This window comes from Micromonospora violae (genome assembly GCF_004217135.1).
Lineage (GTDB): Bacteria > Actinomycetota > Actinomycetes > Mycobacteriales > Micromonosporaceae > Micromonospora > Micromonospora violae.
This window is the reverse complement of the sequence record NZ_SHKK01000001.1, coordinates 2,136,420-2,152,721: the sequence shown is the minus strand read 5'-3', so window position 1 is coordinate 2,152,721 and position 16,302 is coordinate 2,136,420. Positions and strand designations below refer to the sequence as shown.

Here is a 16,302-nt window from a genome sequence, read left to right as displayed (position 1 = left end):
GCATCGCCCGGTTCTCGTTCAACCAGGCCACCGCGCAGGGTTGGCCGCTGCCGGACGTGGTGGCGGGGTGCGTGGCGGCCGGCGTGCCGGGCATCGGATTGTGGCGCGAGCCGGTCGCCGAGTACGGGCTGGCCCGCTCGGCGAAGCTGGTCCGCGACGCCGGCCTCGCCGTCACGTCGCTGTGCCGGGGCGGGTTCTTCTGCGCCGACGACTGGTGGGCGGAGAACCTGCGGGCCATCGAGGAGGCCGCCGCGCTCGGGGCCCCGGAGTTGGTGCTGGTCTCCGGTGGGCTGCCACCTGGCAGCCGGGACATCGACGGGGCGCGGCGTCGGGTCGCCGACGCGATCGGCGAGCTGGCCCCGCACGCCGAGGCCGCCGGGGTGCGCCTGGCCATCGAACCGCTGCACCCGATGTTCGCCGCCGATCGGTGCGTGATCGCCACCCTCGGCCAGGCGCTGGACATCGCCGAGCGGTTCGACCCGACGGTGGTCGGCGTGGTCGTCGACGCGTACCACGTCTGGTGGGACGACACGGTGTACGAGCAGATCGCCCGGGCGGGTGAGTGGATCGCCGCGTTCCAGGTCTGCGACTGGGTGACGCCGCTGCCCGAGGGGGTGCTGCTCGGCCGGGCGCTGCCCGGCGACGGCTGCATCGAGCTGCGCCGGTTGCGCGAGGCGGTCGACGCGGCCGGTTACGCCGGTCCGATCGAGGTGGAGGTCTTCTCCGCCGAGGTGTGGGCGCGCCCGGGCGCGCAGGTGCTCGACGCGGCGATCGCCGGCTACCTGCGCCACGTTGTCTGACCGTCCCGACGGCAAGCCGGGCGGCGCGCGTCCGTCCACGGTGGGTGGACCGGCCGGTGGTCGGCGCTGGCCGGCGGCCGTCGGCGCGTGGTTGGGCATCGGCACGGCCCCCGCCACACTGGTGCTCGGCGCGGCGATGGCCGCCCGGCACGGCGGTGCGGTGCCGGTGGCCGGGCTGCTGGTCGGCGGGGCGTTGATGGCGGCCCTGCTCTGGGGGCAGGGCCGGATCGGTCTGCGCCGGCCGCTGGGCGACGGCGGGACGTTGACCGCGGTGCTGCCCGCGTACCTGGGGGACACCTCACGGCTGCTGCTGGCCGGGGTGCTGGCCGTGTCGATGGTCGGTTGGAATGGGTTCAACGTCGGGCTCGGCGGGGCCTCCCTGGCCGCGCTGACCCACCTGCCGGGCTGGGCCGGGCCGCTGCTGCTGGAGGTGGCGGTCCTCGCCGTCTCCTGGGGGCCGGCCCGGCTCGGCAACCGGGTCGCGGTGGTCACCACGCTCAGCGCGGTGGTGCTGGTGGGCTGGTGTCTGACGGTGCTGCCACCGCCCGGTGCGCCGGTCCGGCTGGCCGCCGGTGGGCTCGCCGACGCCGCCGCGCTGATCGGGTACGCGGCTGTGTTCGCGCTGCGCGCCCCGGACTTCAGCGTGGGCCTCGCCCGTCAACGGGACCTGGCCTGGTGTGTGGGGCTGCTGATCGGGCCAGCGCTGCTCGGGGTGCTCGCCGGTGCCGGCCTGTGGCTGCGGACCGGCTCAGCCGATGTGGTCGCGTTGCTCGCCGCCGGTTCGGGGCTGGCCGCGTACGCGAATCTGTTCGTCGCGGTGGCGGTCTTCGCGGCGGCGCTGACCACCACGTATTCCGGTTCGTTGGCCGTGCGTGGCGTGGCGCCCCGGGTGCCGACCCGGGCGGCGATGCTGCTCGTCGCGGTGCTCGGCGGGGTGTTGGCCGTGGCGCGGTTCGACCGCCTGGTGCTGCCCTGGCTGACCCTGCTGGCCGCCGCGCTGCCGGTGCTGGTGGTGCCGATGGCGGTGGAAGCCGCGGCCCGTCGGCGTGGGCGTGTCCCGCGTACCGTGCCCGCCTGGTGCTGGATGCCGCCGGCGCTGCTCGCGGTGGCCTGCACGCTCGCCGGGGTGGGCGTCGCCCCGCTGCTGGGACTGGCCCTCGCCGGGGCGCTCACCCTGCTGTGGCGGCGTCGAAGAGCCGCGACCTAGCTGGCACCCCGGTTCGTGGCCACCCAGTCGCGGGAGATGGTGAACTTCTCGACCGGGTCGCCGAGGACCGACCACGGCCACTCGGTGACCATTCCGTCGAGCAACGCGAACGCGCGCGCCGCCGCGTCGAACTCCTCGGCCAGTTCGAAGGTCAGTGCGAAGATCGCCAGTCGCGGTGCCCAGCCCGGGCCGGCGGGGATGTAGTCCGGGTGGAAGATCGAGTTCTCCGCCGCGGTGAGCAGTTCGGCGCGGATCTCGTCCGAGTCGAAGTAGGCGTTGCCCTCGTCCGGGTCGGTGGCCTCCCACCTCTCGAAGTGGGCGACGGGCACCAGCTCGTGCAGGAGGCTGTTGGGCCCGGCCGTCGCTACGGCGTCCCGCGCGAAGTCGAACATCTCCTCGTGACTGCCCGACCACTTCGCACACAGGTACTGCAACCGCTGCTCGTGCGCGACCACATGCCCCGGGTGGAGTCGAGTCACCGCCTCGAAACGTTCCCGCGCCTCCACGGCCCCGACGCCCAGGCCCCGGGAGCTGGTGACCAGCCAGGCCCGCGCGGTCACGTTGTCGGGTTCCTGGGCGAGCACCTTCTCCAACAACGCCTCGGCGTAGCGCAACCGCTCATGGAACCCCTGGAACTGGGCGTCAGTGGTGTACTTCGCGCGCTTGCCGCCACGTGCCTCCCACGCCCAGTGCACCGCGTGACAACCGGCGACCAGCACGGGCAGCGTCGAGTCAGGCTCGGCGTCGATCCATTCGGCGATCCAGTCCTGGACGCCGTCGACCTGGCCGGCCGCCTCCATGAGGAAGGCCATCTCGTCCGGGTCGGCGGCCATGGTGAACAGCTCCCGGGCGAACTTCCACCTGCGCTTCTCCAACGCCCGGATCAGGGCCTTGCGGTGCGGGTCACCATAGGTCGGGTCCAGGACCGGAGCCTTTGGCCGCTTCACGAAAGGCCACATGGGACCGAACCCCCCTCGTCGTACGTCAGGTGGCCGCTGATCCTAGATCATCACGCGGCGGACCTGACCGGTGCGCGCCGCGACGGCGGCAGCCATCGGCGGATGGGGCTCGATGGGTGGCCGAGGCATTGTGATCTTATACGCATCAGTGATCCGTAACACCGCGCACATCGACGATTAACCGTCGATGACTTAGGTGGGGGAGCGCTCCCATTGGCGGATCGCGATGGAACAGGACAGCTCCACAAGGGAGCACTGAGAGGAGCCTCGTGGCTACCAGCACGAGCGGAAACAGGCTGCGAAGACTGGCGCTACCAACGCTGGTCCTCGCCCTGGTCACCGGTACCACCGGTGTCGCGGGACCAGCGTCGGCGGCACCCGCGGGGTCGTCGGGTAACGGCGGCGCCGGCTACTTCAAGCGCGGGTCCGACGAGAAGGTCACTCTGACCGACGGCGCCGACCGTCGGCCGGGCGGCAGGAACGCGGCCGACCAACAGGCCGCCGTGAACGACACCCGCCCCGGCATGTACATCGTCGAGTTGGCGGAGGAACCGCTGACCTCGTACGCCGGCGGGTCGTCCGGGCTGGCGCGAACCCGCCCGGAGGCGGGTGACCGGCTGGACGTGACCTCGGCGCCGTCGCGGGCCTACCGCGGCCACCTCGACGCGCAGCGCAGCGCCGTCGCGGCCGCCGCGAAGGTCCAGGTCACCGCCGCCTTCACCACTGCCTTCAACGGGTTCTCCGCGAAGCTGACCACCCAGCAGGTGACCGCGTTGCGGGCGGACAAGCGGGTCCGCGCCGTCACCGCCTCGCGGACGCTCGGCACCCCGACGCCCCCGCCGACCGCGCCGACCCCCGGCAAGCCGGGCAAGCCCGGTGAGCCCGGTGAGCCCGGTAAACCCGGTGAGTCTGGCAAGCCCGGCAAGCCCGGCAAGCCTGGCCCCGGTACCGGCGCGGGCATGGTGATCGGCGTCCTGGACACCGGCATCTGGCCGGAGAGCGCGTCGTTCGCCAAGAAGATGCCCGCCCCGGCGAACTGGCGCGGGACCTGCCAGACCGGTGTCGCCTTCGTGGTCGAGCACTGCAACGGCAAGATCGTCGGTGCCCGTTACTTCGCCGACTCGTGGCTCGCCTACGGTGGCTCGATTCCCGAGGGTGAGGTGCTGTCCCCTCGTGACATGGCCGGGCACGGCACGCACACCGCGTCCACGGCGGCCGGTCTGCCGCAGCCGAACGTCACCATCGACGGTCGCGACTTCGGTGCCGTCTCCGGAGTGGCCCCGGACGCCCAGATCGCCGTCTACAAGGTGCTCTGGGGCGGCATGGGCAACGACGCCGACATCATCGCCGGCATCGACGCGGCCGTCGCCGACGGCGTGCAGGTGATCAACTTTTCGATCGGCTCCCAGCTCGGTGACTGGGAGGCCAACACCCCCATCGGCGTCGCGTTCCTCAACGCCACGCTGGCCGGGGTCTTCGTGGCGGCGTCCGCCGGCAACACCGGCATCGTGAGCGGGGCGATCAGCAACGCGGCGCCGTGGGTGACCACGGTCGGCGCGGCGGTGACCAAGCTCGACGAGGCCACGATCAAGCTGGGCGACGGCACGAAGCTCGTCGGCGGTTCGCTCGACGCCCTGCCCTCCGGTGACTCGCGTCCGATGGTCTTCGGCGACCAGGCCGGCTCGGCCGATCTGGGCGCGGTCTACTGCGAGCCCGGCAGCCTCGACCCGGCCAAGATCAAGGGCAAGGTCGTCGCCTGCGCGTTGTCCGACATGTTCGGCTCCGCCGCCGAGATCAAGGCCAAGGGCGGGGCGGCGATGGTGGTGTTCGACCCGGTCGGCAACTACCGGATCAACTCCATCTTCAACTTCCCGGTGATCTACCTGCCGACCGAGAAGCAGGCTGGCACCCTCTTCAACTATCTGATGCGCCACCCCACCGACGCGAAGGTCTCCCTGCGCGCCGGCGGTGACGGCTCCAGCGTCCCGGGCCTGCCCAGCGTGGCGGACTTCTCCTCCACCGGCCCGGACAAGACGACCTTCGGCGTCTTCAAGCCGGACCTGGTCGCGCCGGGATCGAACATCATCGCGGCGGTTTCGCCGGCGGGCAACTTCGGGCGCAGCTACGACGCGTACTCCGGGACCTCGATGGCCTCCCCGTACGTGGCCGGAGCGGCGGCGATCCTGCGCGCCACACACCCGGACTGGTCCCCGGGCGCGGTCGCCTCCGCGTTGCGGACCACCGCCACCGACACCGTCGGCACCACCAGCCCGTTGGAGCAGGGCAGTGGGTTCATCAACCTGGCCAAGGCCACCGACCCCGGCCTGGTCATCCAGCCGACGGCGAAGGAACTGGTCACGTTCAGCGAGACGGCCCAGCCGGACGGCAAGGAACTCAACCTGCCGGCCATCTCGTTGCGCGAGTACGACGGGACGCACCCGGTGACCCTCACCCGCACCCTGACCAACGTGGGTAAGGCGAAGGAGACCTACCGTTCGTCGGTGACCGGCCTGCCCGGCATGAAGGTCACCGTGTCCCCGGCGTCGGTGACGCTGGCGCCAGGCGCGTCCGCGACCGTGACCATCACCGTACGGCGGGGCAGCGCCCCCTGGGACCGGTACGTGACCGGGTCGATCACCTGGCAGGGCAGGGCACACAGCGCCCGCATCCCGGTCGCCGCCCGCCCGTGGGGCATCAGCCCCCGGCCGTACGCCGACGACGGCGAGGAGTTCGGTCGGATGACCAACGGCGCGTTCGGCGCGCTTCAGCCCGGCTTCACCGGCCCGCTGGCCGGTCGCAGCACCGGCTACACCCCGATGCGGCGGACGTCGTACTCGATGCCGGCCGGCGTCTACGGCGGTGTGTTCGACCCGAGCGCCACCGGGGTGAAGAAGGTCGACTTCACCGTGCCGGCGAACACCGCCGGCATCGTGCTCGAGACCACCACCGACGACCCGAACACGAACCTCGACCTCTACCTGTACAAGGGCGACAAGCTGATCTACAGCAGTGACAGGTACTGGACCAGCACGGAGCAGGCGTACAAGTTCCTGCCCGAGCCGGGGCGCTACACGGCGTACGTGTTCGCGCAGTTCCCCGGTGGCCCGGTCGTCGACTTCCAACTCGGGCACGCCATCATCGGTCGAAACGCCACGTACGCGGGTGCCACGCTGGAGCCTCCCGCCACCGTGGAGCGCGGCCTGACCTACGGCTTCACGCTGAAGCCGAAGAAGCCGCTGGCTGACGGCGACTTCTGGGCCTACACCGAGTGGAGCACCAACGGCACCGTCATCCCCGGCAACCTCGTCTACACGCAGCAGAGTTCCTGGCAGTAAACCGCTCCGAGCGGTGGCGGCGGTGATCAAACCGTCCGCCACCGCTCGGCGATCAGGTGACCGTGACGGTCAGGTTCATCGAGCGGGTCTCCCCGGTGCTGTAGGTGGTCGTCACCCGGACGGTGAAGGTGCCCCTGCGGGGGTAGCTGTGGGCGACCGACCGCAACGTCGCCCCGTGCGCGATGGCGCTGTTGTCGCCGAAGTCCCACGCGTAGTCGGTGATGCTCTGCCCGGACGGTGCCGTGGCGGTGGCGGTGAGCGTGGTGTTCAACGTGCCGGTGCCGCTGGCCGGGTTGGCGGCCAGGGACAACGTTCCGCCCGGCTCCTGTTTGACCCCGGCGCCGTTGAACCGCAGCCAGTCCAGTGCGAGCAGGTCGGGGGTGCCGCCGGTCTGGGCGGTGTTGACGAACTTCGCGTACAGCGTGGTGGTGCCGGTGGGCTTGTTGGTCAGCGTGACGGTGGGGGAGACCAGGTTGTCCCACCCGCCGGTGGAGCCGATGACGGCCGACCCGATCAGCGTCCCGGTCGGTGAGCCGGTGCGCAGTTCGATGGTGCCGCCGACCCCGCCGTTGGTCACCCCGAGCGTCACCGAGCCGATGTTGCGCAGGTCCGCCGGCCCGTACGCCACCCAGTCGTTGTGGTCGACGTCGCCGAGCCGCTTGCCGGCGCGGGCGGTGGCCCGGTCGTTGACCGTGATGCCGGACTGGGCGCTGAAGTGCTCGGCCTCCTTGCTCTTGGGCTGCAACTGGACGCGGGTCGAGCCGGTCAACGCCGGTACGCCGCCGGCCGCGCCGCCGTCGGTGTACTGCGCGGTGATCAGGGTGTAGAGGTTCTGCCCCGGCCCGTGCCCGTCGCCGGCGTCCGCCTCGGTGGCGAGCAGCCCGGAGCAGCCGGTGTAGACGTCCAACGGGTGAGCGTGCTGGTCGTGGCCGAGCTGCGTCTGCACGGTGACCTTGGCGCAGTCGATGGTGGTGTCCTCCGGGTCGGTGACCGTCACCGTGTACGGGATCTTGTCGCCGAAGTCGAAGAACCCGCCGTCGGGCACGGTGATGGTCACCGTCGGGCGGGTGTTGCCGACCACCACGTCGGTGACCGCGGTGGCGGTCAGCCCGTTGCCGCTGTTGCGGACGGTCAGCCGGGCGGTGTGCTTCCCGGCCGTCGAGTAGGTGAAGGACGGGTTGGCGGCGGTGGAGTCGGTGCTGCCGTCGTTGGTGAAGTCCCAGGCGTAGCTGAGCGTCGACCCGTCGCCGGTGGACGACCCGGCCGAGGAGAACGTCACCGCGAGGGGTGTGCGTCCGCTGTCCGGGGTGGCGGTGAGCTTCGCCGTCGGAGGTCGCCCGTTGGCGACGTAGTCGATCCGGTAGATGCCCGCGCCGGCGTTGCTGCCGCCGCGACCGCTGCCGGTGCCCTCACCGAAGTCGATGACGTAGAGCGACCCGTCCGGGCCGAACTCCGCCTCGAACGGCTGGATCCAGCTCATGTTGCCGAAGATCCCGTTGATCGACTGGAGGTCGCCGACGGCGGTGGGTCCGAAGCGCGCGTTGGTGAAGGTCTGCGCCGTCTTGTGGATCGAGAGCGTCTTGAACCACTGGCGGGTCAGCTCATAGGTGATCCACTTGCCCTCGAAGTACTCGGGGAACTTCGTGGTGCGGGTGTTGGCCGGGTCGTAGTCGTAGACCGGGCCGCTCATCGGCCCGCCGCCGCCGGTGCCCAGCTCGGGGAACTGGGTGGAAGCGGAGTACGCGTACCAGACCAGCGCGGACTTCGCCGCCGGCAGGGTGGTCAGACCGGTGTTGTTGGGCGAGTTGTTCACCGGTGCGGCGCAGGTGAACTTCGCCCCCGAGGTGTTGGTGGCGAAGTTGTAGTCGTTGAACGGGATGTTGTTGCCCACGCAGTACGGCCACCCGAAGTTGCCGGCGCTGGTGATCCGGTTGAACTCGACAGTCCCCTCCGGGCCACGGTTGGGGTCGGCGGCTCGGGCGTCCGGACCGTAGTCGGCCACCAGCACCGCGTTGGTCTGCGGCTCGATGGTGATGCGGAACGGGTTGCGCATGCCCATCGCGTAGATCTCCGGGCGGGTCTTCGCGGTGCCGGCGGGGAAGAGGTTGCCGCTCGGCACGGTGTACGTACCGTCGGATTGCGGGGTGATCCGCAGGATCTTGCCGCGCAGGTCGTTGGTGTTGCCGGCGGTGCCCTGGGCGTCCCAGGCGGCGCGCCCGGCGCGCTCGTCGATCGGGGTGTAGCCGCTGGAGGCGAACGGGTCGGTGTTGTCACCGATCGCCGCGTAGAGCCGTCCGGCCGCGTCCATGGCCAGCGATCCACCCATGTGCGAGTTGGCCCGGCCCTCACCCCGGTAGGTGGGGACGGTCAGCAGGCGTTTCTCCGAGGAGAGCGCGACGCTGTTGTTGGCCACGGTGAACCGGGACAGGTTGAGCTGTTTGAGGGTCTTGTCCGACCAGAGCAGGTAGATCCAGCCGTTGCTGGCGAAGTTGCGGTCCAGGGTCATCCCGAGCAGCCCGTCGGACTGGTCGGTCATCGCCGGGGTGTACGCGAAGTCCAGCAGGGTGGTGACCTGGAGGGTGTCGGAGTTGACCACCTTCAGCGCGCCGGTGCGTTGGATGTAGTAGACCTTCCGGTCGGGGGCGACGGCCAGTTCGAAGGGGTCGGCCAGGTTCTCGGTGACCAGGCCCACCCGTTCGAAGTTGCTGGTCTTGGTGGCCGAGCAGTCGCCGGCGACCGCGCCGGCCGCCCACTCGATGCCGTAGCGCAGGTGCTCCAGGAACGTCGGGGTGCTGAACTGGGAGCTGGCGTGCCCACCGGCGGTGAACCAGGACCGGCCGCCGTCGTAGCGCTGACACCAGGAGTACGCGTGGTCGACGCCCTCGTCCAGGCCGTTGATGCCGTCGCGCACCTTGATCTGCGCGAGGGTGTGCACGTTGCCGGTCGGGTTGGTCCGCCAGTTGTACCACTCCTCGCTCTGCTCCCAGAGCTCCGGCAGGTTGCGCGTCGAGGGGTGCGCCCGGTCGAGCACCTTGACCCGCCCGGGGAAGGTGCCGCCGGTGGAGGAGAAGTCGGGGTGGTAGTCGAAGATCGTGCCGACCAGGCCCTCGTACCACGGCCAGTCGCGTTCGCTGGCCGAGGCGGCGTGCAGGCCGGCCCAGCCACCACCGTTGCGGATGAAGGTCTGCAACGCTGCCCGTTGGCTGGCGTTGAGCAGGTCACCCGAGGTGGGCAGCGAGTTGGTGTTGTTGAAGACCAGGGCGTCGAAGGTGGCGAGGTTGGCGTTGGTGAACGCGCTGGCGTCGGTGGTGGCGACGACCTCGAAGTTGTGCGCGGCGCCGAGCTGTTGGATCGCGGCGATGCCGGCCGGGATCGAGTCGTGGTAGAAGTTGGTGATCTTGGAAAAGACCAGCACCCGGAAGCGCGGGGCGGCCTCGGCGGGCAGGGCGGTGGTGGTGCTCACCACGGTGGCGATGGCGAGCAGGATCAGGCAGAACGCACGGAGGTATCGGGGCATGGGGGGGCGCTCCCTGTCGGACGGTGAGGGTCGGAAAGCGCTTTCTCGCTGCCCGCATCACGGTACTGACAGCCAGTGACGACCGTCAATAGCCTTGTGGTAAGCGTTTTCCCGCAGCAGGACGCCGTACCCCGCGCCCGCGCCGAATTCGCCCGCTTCTTCAGCGGCCTGGAGTTGGCCGAGCCGGGCATCGCCCCGGTCACCGAGTGACGGCCGCAGGTGCCACCGGAGCGGCGGCCCCCTGACCGACGCCTCCAGCTACGGCGCGGTGGCCCGCAAGCCCTGACACCGGGAGCGGGTGCCGCGACGATGGGCGTGGGCGTAGGGTGCGGTCGATGATCGGTGACGCACGGTTGGATGGGTCTTCGTCGTTGTCGTCGCTGCTGGGCGGGCTGGCGAGAAACCCGGCAGCACCGACCGACGTGCTGCTCCGCCTAGTGGAGAGGTGGCCGGAGCAGGTGTGCGAAGGGCTACAACGCCGCCGCGAGCTGCCGCCGCCGGTGCGGGATGCGATGCTGCGACATCCCTCGCCCAGGATCCGCGGAGCGCTCGCCACCCACCCACAGGTCGACCCTCTGGCGCGTACCCGACTGCTGGCCGACCCGGTGTGGCGGGTGCGACTCCGCGCGTTTGGCCGACCCGGTCAGGCAGCGCTTCCTGACGATGTGCTGGTCAGGTTGTTGGCCGAGCTCGACGGTCCACCCTCCGACATGCCGCTCAGCCGCGAGGAGCTGATCGGCGAGTTGTTCGACGCAATGGGGTACGACCGGCGTCTGCTTCGGCTGGCCGCCGCGCACCCTCGGTCAGGTGTGCGCCGGTTCGCGGCCGGTTCGTTGTACCGGCTGGACGAGTGGTCGCGCCAGGCGCTGCTGGAGGATGAGGTGCCCGAGGTACGGGCTACCGCCGTTGCGGCCGTCGCGCACTGTCGGCAGGTGATGGAGCCCGCGGATCTACCGGACCAGCCCAGTCACGGATTCTGGACCGTGCTGCAGCGTCCACTGTCCCGGGCACTGATCGATCAGGTGCTCGCCAGCGGCGACACGGCGGTGCTGCGGGTGGTGGCCGAGAACCCGAGCGTCCCGCCGGACGTGGTCGAGACGCTGCTGCGCCATCCCGACCCGTCGGTCCGGCAGGGAGTCGCCGGCCGCGTCGACCTGAGCAGCGACCAACTTGTCGGACTTGCCAGCGACCCAGCGGTCGAGGTCCGAACCGCGGTCTCCACCCATCCCGGCCTCAGCGAACCGCAGCGAGCAGGCATCGGCATCGACGTGACCACGGTGCCGGGCGACGGACACTTCGGCTCCGCGGACGTACGCTGCCGGGGGATCGCATATCCCGCCAACGCCGCACCGGAACTTCCCGAAGCGCTGCGCTGGGCCCGTTCGGTCAATCCGCTGCTGCGCCGCCGAGCGGCCCGCAACGCCGAGTTGCCGGCGGACATCGTCACCATCCTCGCTGACGACCCCGACCTGGGCGTACGGGTCCTGCTCGCCCAGCACCACCCGGCCGCGCCGCCAGCACTGCTGCTGCGCTGCTTCCTCGAGTACCACTGCTGCGGCCGGGACCGGTTGAGCGGGCTTCCGCAGTTTCCCACCGATGGGTTGGCCCGCTTCGCCGACGACCCCGACCCGACGGTACGACGGCTCGTCGCCCTCGACCCCCACGCCAACCCCGAACTCGTCGACCGGTTGAGCACCGACCCGAGCGCCACCGTGCGACAGGCGATGGCAAGCAGCCCACGCCTCCCGGCACGGCGGATCGTCGCGCTTCTCGATGATCCTGAGCTGGCCGAGGCTGCCGCGGCCAACCCGGCGCTGGCGGTCGATCAGATGCAGCACATCCTGGACAGGATGACCTGATGCCGCTACCAGATGATGATGCCGCCGTGTACCACCCTGGCGCGCTCCACAGCGTGCCGCATAGTGGCCAGGTAATGGAGAATTCGGTCCGCGTCGTATCCGGTCGCGGCGGATAGTTGCTCGACGGCCTCCGCCAGGAGTACGCACTCCTGCTCGAAGGCGTCGAGCTGGCCGGGCAGGACCTGAAGATGCCCACGGTTGTCGACCGTGATGTCGGCAAGTTGCGGCAGGAACGTCGCGCCGAGACGCCGAACGGCTGCGGAACCCCACAGCTCATAACGAAGACCTTCAGCTCCTACGCCGGTGCTGGTGCCCGGCGGATCCACGACAACGTCCCGACCGGCGTAGGCGTCGCCGTCCGGTATCCAGACTGAGATATCGAGGCTCATCCCACGCTCCCGCCATGTCTCGAACCGCAGCTACTGTAATGGTGTCGCGGTGCCCGTCAGTCGTGGTCGGCGGGCCCGAACCGGTTGGTTGCTCCGTAGCCCGCCGCTCACGGTGCACAAGGGCCCGCCGCTGGCCCTCCTTGATCGGGGGCAGGACTGCTACGCCTGGGCGGAACGGGTGGCCAACCGGTCCGAGAGGCCACAGGTCAGGCTCGAAGGCGTACGGCTGGCGCTCGCGGTCGCCGTCGTGCGTCCGCCTCGGCGAGTGCTTGACCGGCCGTTGTCAGACCGCGGGTGCCGGTTCCGCCGGCCGGCTGAAGAAGCGAACGATGTCCTCGGCCGCGGTGGGGGAGAGCATCATCGCCTGGACCCGTGCGGACATCGCGGCGATCGGGTGGATCCTGGCGAACATCGACTCTTCGTACGCCCGGATCGCCGTATCCGGGTCGGTGGGATGGGTGGCGAGGTGGCCGGCGAGTTCGGCGGCGTCGAGCATGGCCTGGTTCGCGCCCTCGCCGACCGGTGGCATGAGGTGCGCGGCGTCGCCGATGAGGGTGACGCCCGGTCGGCTGGTCCAGCGCGTACTGGTGGGCATGGCCTCGATCAGGCGCGGCGTCGGCGCGCCGTCGGCGGCCTCGATGAGTGCGGTGAGGCGGGGGTGCCAGCCGGCGAACATGTCCAGCAGGGCGCGCTTGCTGCGGTACGTGTCGAGGGGCTCGTTCTCTGCCCGCAGCGAGACCCCGACCTGGAGGCTGCCGTCGCCGAGACGTTGCGCCGCCAGGATCTGGTTCGCGCCGACACACCACAGGTTTCCGGGGCCGACCAGCTCGGCGAGGTCGGGATGACGCCGGTCGACGTCGGCGACGGTGAATTGCACGAGCGTCGCCACATAGGACAGCGCGACGTCGGTCAGCAGGGACCGTGCGACGGAACGTGCGCCGTCCGCGCCGATGAGGATGTCGCAGCTGGCTCGGTGGCCGTCGTGGAACGTCAGGTCCCAGCCCTGGTCGGGTCGCGGGGTCGTCGCGACGAGGCGGTGCCCCCAGCGCACCGTGTCGCCGGGCAGCGAGTCGAGCAGGAGGTCACGCAGCACGCTCCGGTCGATCTCGGGACGTCCGGAGAAGGAGTCAGGTTGCGGCACATGGTGTATCAGCGTGCGTCCGGCCGGGTCGAGGATGCGATGCTCCTCGCCCTCGGACCGCGCCTCCGACCGGAACCGGCCGGCCAGGCCCGCCTGCGCCAGGGCCCGTTGCCCGGACTCCGGGTGCAGGTCAAGGGAGCCGCCCTGGTGGCGCTCGGAGCGGCTCGTCTCCCGGTCGTACACGGTCGTGTCGATGCCGTGCTGGTGCAGGATCCGGGCCAGCGTCAACCCACCGAGGCCGCCACCGACGATCGCAATTCGCGTTCTCACGCCGTTACCGTACACTGTATTTGTGAATACACCGTACAGCAGCGAGTTGCTGTCGATCTGGGAACGTCCCGAACCTCAGCCGCGGGCGGTGCCGGTGCCGTTGAGCCGCGAGAAGATCGCCGCTACGGCCATCCGGCTCGCCGACGCGCACGGCCTCGACGGGCTGTCCTTGCGCAAGATCGCCAAAGAGCTCGGTGTCGGCCCGATGCGGCTCTACGACTACGTGATCAACAAAGCCGAGTTACTCGATCTGATGGTCGACGTCGTCTACGCCCGGATCGCCGAGGTCGGCCAGCGCCCCGGGTGGCGCGACACCGTGCTGGCCATCGCGCACGCGACCCGCGCTGCCGCCCTCGACCATGAGTGGTTCTCCGACGTGCTCGGCGGACGGCCGCACCTGGGCCCACACGCGCTCGCCGTGGGCGAAGCGACCGCCGCGGCGCTCAACCAGGCCCCGAGCGTCCGCGACATCGACGATCTCCAGCGAGCTGTGGGCGCCCTCAACGCCTTCATCATCGGAGCGGTCCGCAGAGAGGTCACCGAGCGACGCACCGCACGCTCCACCGGCACCGACGAAGTGGCCTTCCAGGCGAGCCTCGGCCCCTACCTCACGCGCATGTTGAACACCGGCAGGTACCCCACCGTCGCCCGGCTCGTCATCGACGGCGCCCACCTCAACGCCGAGGAGACCTTCACCCACAACCTGACCACCGTCCTGGACGGCATCACCGGCCAGCCTCGCACGTGACCACTGCGCCGGGGGCAGCGGTTGACGCCTCGCCGATGCGAGGTCACCGGGCATCCAGACAGGAGTCGACGAGTGCACGTCAGTTTGGCGACGAGCGCCGGTAGGGCCGACCGTCCGAACGAGGACTTCGTCGGTGCGGTTCCCGGTGCCGTCACCCTGCTCGACGGTGCCGGCATTCCGGGAGCCGAATCGCTCTGCTCCCACGGCGTCGCCTGGTACACGCGCCGCCTCGGCGGCGCGCTGCTCGGCCACCTGTCGCGCGGTGACGGGAAAGACCTCACCGCGATCCTCGCCACCGCCATCGCCGAGATCGCCGGCGAGCACGGCGAGACCTGCAACATCGCTGACCCCGGCAGCCCACAGGCCACGGTCGCCATCGTCCGCGCCCACCAGGGCCGCGTGGACTGGCTCCTGCTCGCGGATTCCTTCCTCGTCCTCGACCAGACCGACGCCGACCCGCAGGTCATCACCGATGAGCGCGAGGTGACGGCCCGGCGCGAATGCTCGGCGTCGCTGGCCGGCGTTGCCCAGGGAACACCGGAGTACGACAGTGTGCTGGCCGGCTGCGTCACCGCGCTGCGGGCCCGGCGGAACCGGCCCGGCGGCTACTGGATCGCCAAGGATGACCCCCGTGCGGCGTGGGAGGCGGTGACCGGCAGTCGCTTCCTCACCGACCTGAACGGCGTCGCGCTGCTCAGCAACGGTGCCAGCCGCATCGTCAGCCCGTATGGCCGGACCGATTGGCCGGGCGTGCGGGATGTGTTGCGCGCCAGCGGGCCGGCCGCCGTCATCGCCCGCGTCCGGCAGGCCGAGGCGCAGGCCGCCGCCGACGCCGGTGCGCCCATCCCGGACGACGCCACCGTGGTTCACTGGGATCTTGCCCGGGACGCCCGGCTGGCGCTCGCCTGACCGATCCGCTGTTCGTGTGCTGGCTCAGCAAGCGGACCCGCGCGGTCATCTGATCGGGCCGTGCCCCGGCGCGACCCCGGGTACGGCGGCTGTGCGAGCCTTCAACCCGTCGGTGACAACGCACCCCCTGGAGGCCCGGTGTTCGCCCTGCCGTTGACCGAGGAGGCCGAGCTGCGCCCGTTGGACCCGTGGCGGGCTGAGGAGTTCCTCGCCCACCTCGACCGGGCCCGCGAGCACATCCGGCCCTGGGTGTCGCCGTCCTTCGTCGCCGACGACCTGCCGTCGGCCCGTGCCGTGTTGCAGCGCTACGCCGACCGTTGGGCCAGCGACAGCGGTGGCATCTGGGGGTTGTGGTGGCGGGGCAGCCTCGTCGGCGGGGTCCTGTTCGTGTCGTTCGACGTGACCCGGGGCGTCTGTGAGGTCGGTTGCTGGGTCGAGCCGGCCGCGCAGGGCAGGGGCCTGGTCGCCCCGGCGGCGCGCCGGATCGTCGACTGGGCGGTACGGGAGCGCGGCATCCAGCGGGTGGAGTGGCGTACGAACGCCGACAACACCCGCAGCAAGGCCCTCGCCCAGCGGCTCGGCCTGCGCCTCGACGGCACGCTGCGCCAGGTCAGCCCGGGTCCGGATGGTCGGATCGACCTGGAGGTCTGGTCGGTGCTGGCCGACGAGTGGGTCGCCGCGTCACCCACCGTCCACTGACGACGGCGGATTGTTGTCGTACCCGCGCGGCACCATGCATCCATGGCCGTTCCCGCGCTCACCCCTCGTTCCGACCCGCCGCGTTCCGTGCCGCTGCGTGAGGCGCGCACCCGGTTCAGTCAGCTCGTCGCGCTGGCCGAGCTGACTGACGCGGTCACCGTCGTCACCCGCGACGGCGATCCCCGCCCGGTCGCCGCGATCGTCCCCGCCGCGGCCGCCCGCAGCGGCGCGCAGGCCCGCGCCGACGCTGACCGGCTCGCCACGGTCACGGCCGGTTGGGCTCGCCGCCTCGATGAGCAGCACCGGCGCAGCAGTCAGCGGCACGCCGTCGAGCTGGATGCGGTGCGCGCGGCGCTGGCCGAGGTGTGGGCGGAGCTGGATCGCCGGGTCGTTCCGGGCAGTGACCCGGCGCTGGCCCGGCTGCGCGCCGCACACGCCGACCTGCTCGCAGGCTGACTCGCCGGCCCGG

General features: G+C 71.0%; 13 protein-coding genes. 9 read left to right on the top strand and 4 right to left on the bottom strand.

What is annotated here, in order from left to right; genetic code table 11:
* Positions 1-2 precede the first annotated feature (2 nt).
* Together EV382_RS09805 and EV382_RS09800 are read left to right on the top strand one after the other, a co-directional pair.
* A complete protein-coding gene (locus EV382_RS09805; RefSeq protein WP_208758592.1) occupies positions 3-800 on the top strand; it encodes a sugar phosphate isomerase/epimerase family protein in 798 nt (265 codons plus the stop codon).
* A complete protein-coding gene (locus EV382_RS09800) occupies positions 793-2,007 on the top strand; it encodes a purine-cytosine permease family protein (RefSeq protein ID WP_130401251.1) in 1,215 nt (404 codons plus the stop codon). The genes EV382_RS09805 and EV382_RS09800 overlap by 8 nt, the downstream gene beginning before the upstream one ends.
* Here the strand turns inward: EV382_RS09800 and EV382_RS09795 are convergent.
* Entirely contained in the window at positions 2,004-2,954 is a 951-nt protein-coding gene (locus EV382_RS09795; RefSeq protein WP_244236613.1) for a DUF4034 domain-containing protein, read from the bottom strand. The two genes, EV382_RS09800 and EV382_RS09795, sit on opposite strands and share 4 nt — an antisense overlap.
* Before the next feature lie 281 nt (positions 2,955-3,235).
* Here EV382_RS09795 and EV382_RS33780 point away from each other — a divergent pair, with 281 nt between their 5' ends.
* A complete protein-coding gene (locus tag EV382_RS33780) occupies positions 3,236-6,301 on the top strand; it encodes a S8 family serine peptidase (RefSeq protein ID WP_130401249.1) in 3,066 nt (1,021 codons plus the stop codon).
* Positions 6,302-6,353: 52 nt separating this feature from the next.
* On the opposite strand, the gene EV382_RS09785 is transcribed toward EV382_RS33780, so the two are convergent.
* Entirely contained in the window at positions 6,354-9,818 is a 3,465-nt protein-coding gene (locus tag EV382_RS09785) for a ThuA domain-containing protein (RefSeq protein WP_130401248.1), read from the bottom strand.
* Positions 9,819-9,893: 75 nt separating this feature from the next.
* Here EV382_RS09785 and EV382_RS33055 point away from each other — a divergent pair, with 75 nt between their 5' ends.
* Both EV382_RS33055 and EV382_RS09775 read left to right on the top strand, forming a co-directional pair.
* Positions 9,894-10,028 (top strand): SAM-dependent methyltransferase, encoded by a 135-nt coding sequence (locus tag EV382_RS33055; protein ID WP_130401247.1) that lies wholly within the window; start codon positions 9,894-9,896, stop codon positions 10,026-10,028.
* Positions 10,029-10,153: 125 nt separating this feature from the next.
* A complete protein-coding gene (locus tag EV382_RS09775; protein ID WP_244236612.1) occupies positions 10,154-11,677 on the top strand; it encodes a hypothetical protein in 1,524 nt (507 codons plus the stop codon).
* A 5-nt stretch (positions 11,678-11,682) separates the two neighbouring features.
* Here EV382_RS09775 and EV382_RS09770 read toward each other — a convergent pair whose 3' ends face one another.
* Positions 11,683-12,066: a hypothetical protein gene (locus EV382_RS09770; protein WP_130401246.1), complete on the bottom strand. Its 384-nt coding sequence runs from the start codon at positions 12,064-12,066 to the stop codon at positions 11,683-11,685.
* 283 nt (positions 12,067-12,349) lie between these two features.
* Positions 12,350-13,477 carry an FAD-dependent oxidoreductase gene (locus EV382_RS09765; RefSeq protein WP_130401245.1) on the bottom strand — a complete coding sequence of 376 codons (1,128 nt, stop codon included), beginning with the start codon at positions 13,475-13,477 and terminating at the stop codon, positions 12,350-12,352.
* 22 nt (positions 13,478-13,499) lie between these two features.
* Here EV382_RS09765 and EV382_RS09760 point away from each other — a divergent pair, with 22 nt between their 5' ends.
* The 4 genes from EV382_RS09760 to EV382_RS09745 all read left to right on the top strand — a co-directional run bounded on the left by EV382_RS09760 (position 13,500) and on the right by EV382_RS09745 (position 16,289).
* Positions 13,500-14,225, top strand: coding sequence for a TetR/AcrR family transcriptional regulator (locus EV382_RS09760; RefSeq protein ID WP_244236611.1), 726 nt, complete (start codon positions 13,500-13,502; stop codon positions 14,223-14,225).
* 72 nt (positions 14,226-14,297) lie between these two features.
* Positions 14,298-15,134, top strand: a complete 837-nt coding sequence (locus EV382_RS09755; RefSeq protein WP_130401243.1) for a hypothetical protein — start codon at positions 14,298-14,300, stop codon at positions 15,132-15,134.
* Between the two features lie 138 nt (positions 15,135-15,272).
* A complete protein-coding gene (locus EV382_RS09750; protein ID WP_130401242.1) occupies positions 15,273-15,833 on the top strand; it encodes a GNAT family N-acetyltransferase in 561 nt (186 codons plus the stop codon).
* A 42-nt stretch (positions 15,834-15,875) separates the two neighbouring features.
* Complete coding sequence (locus EV382_RS09745; RefSeq protein ID WP_130401241.1) at positions 15,876-16,289, top strand: type II toxin-antitoxin system Phd/YefM family antitoxin; 414 nt, start codon at positions 15,876-15,878, stop codon at positions 16,287-16,289.
* Positions 16,290-16,302 lie beyond the last annotated feature (13 nt).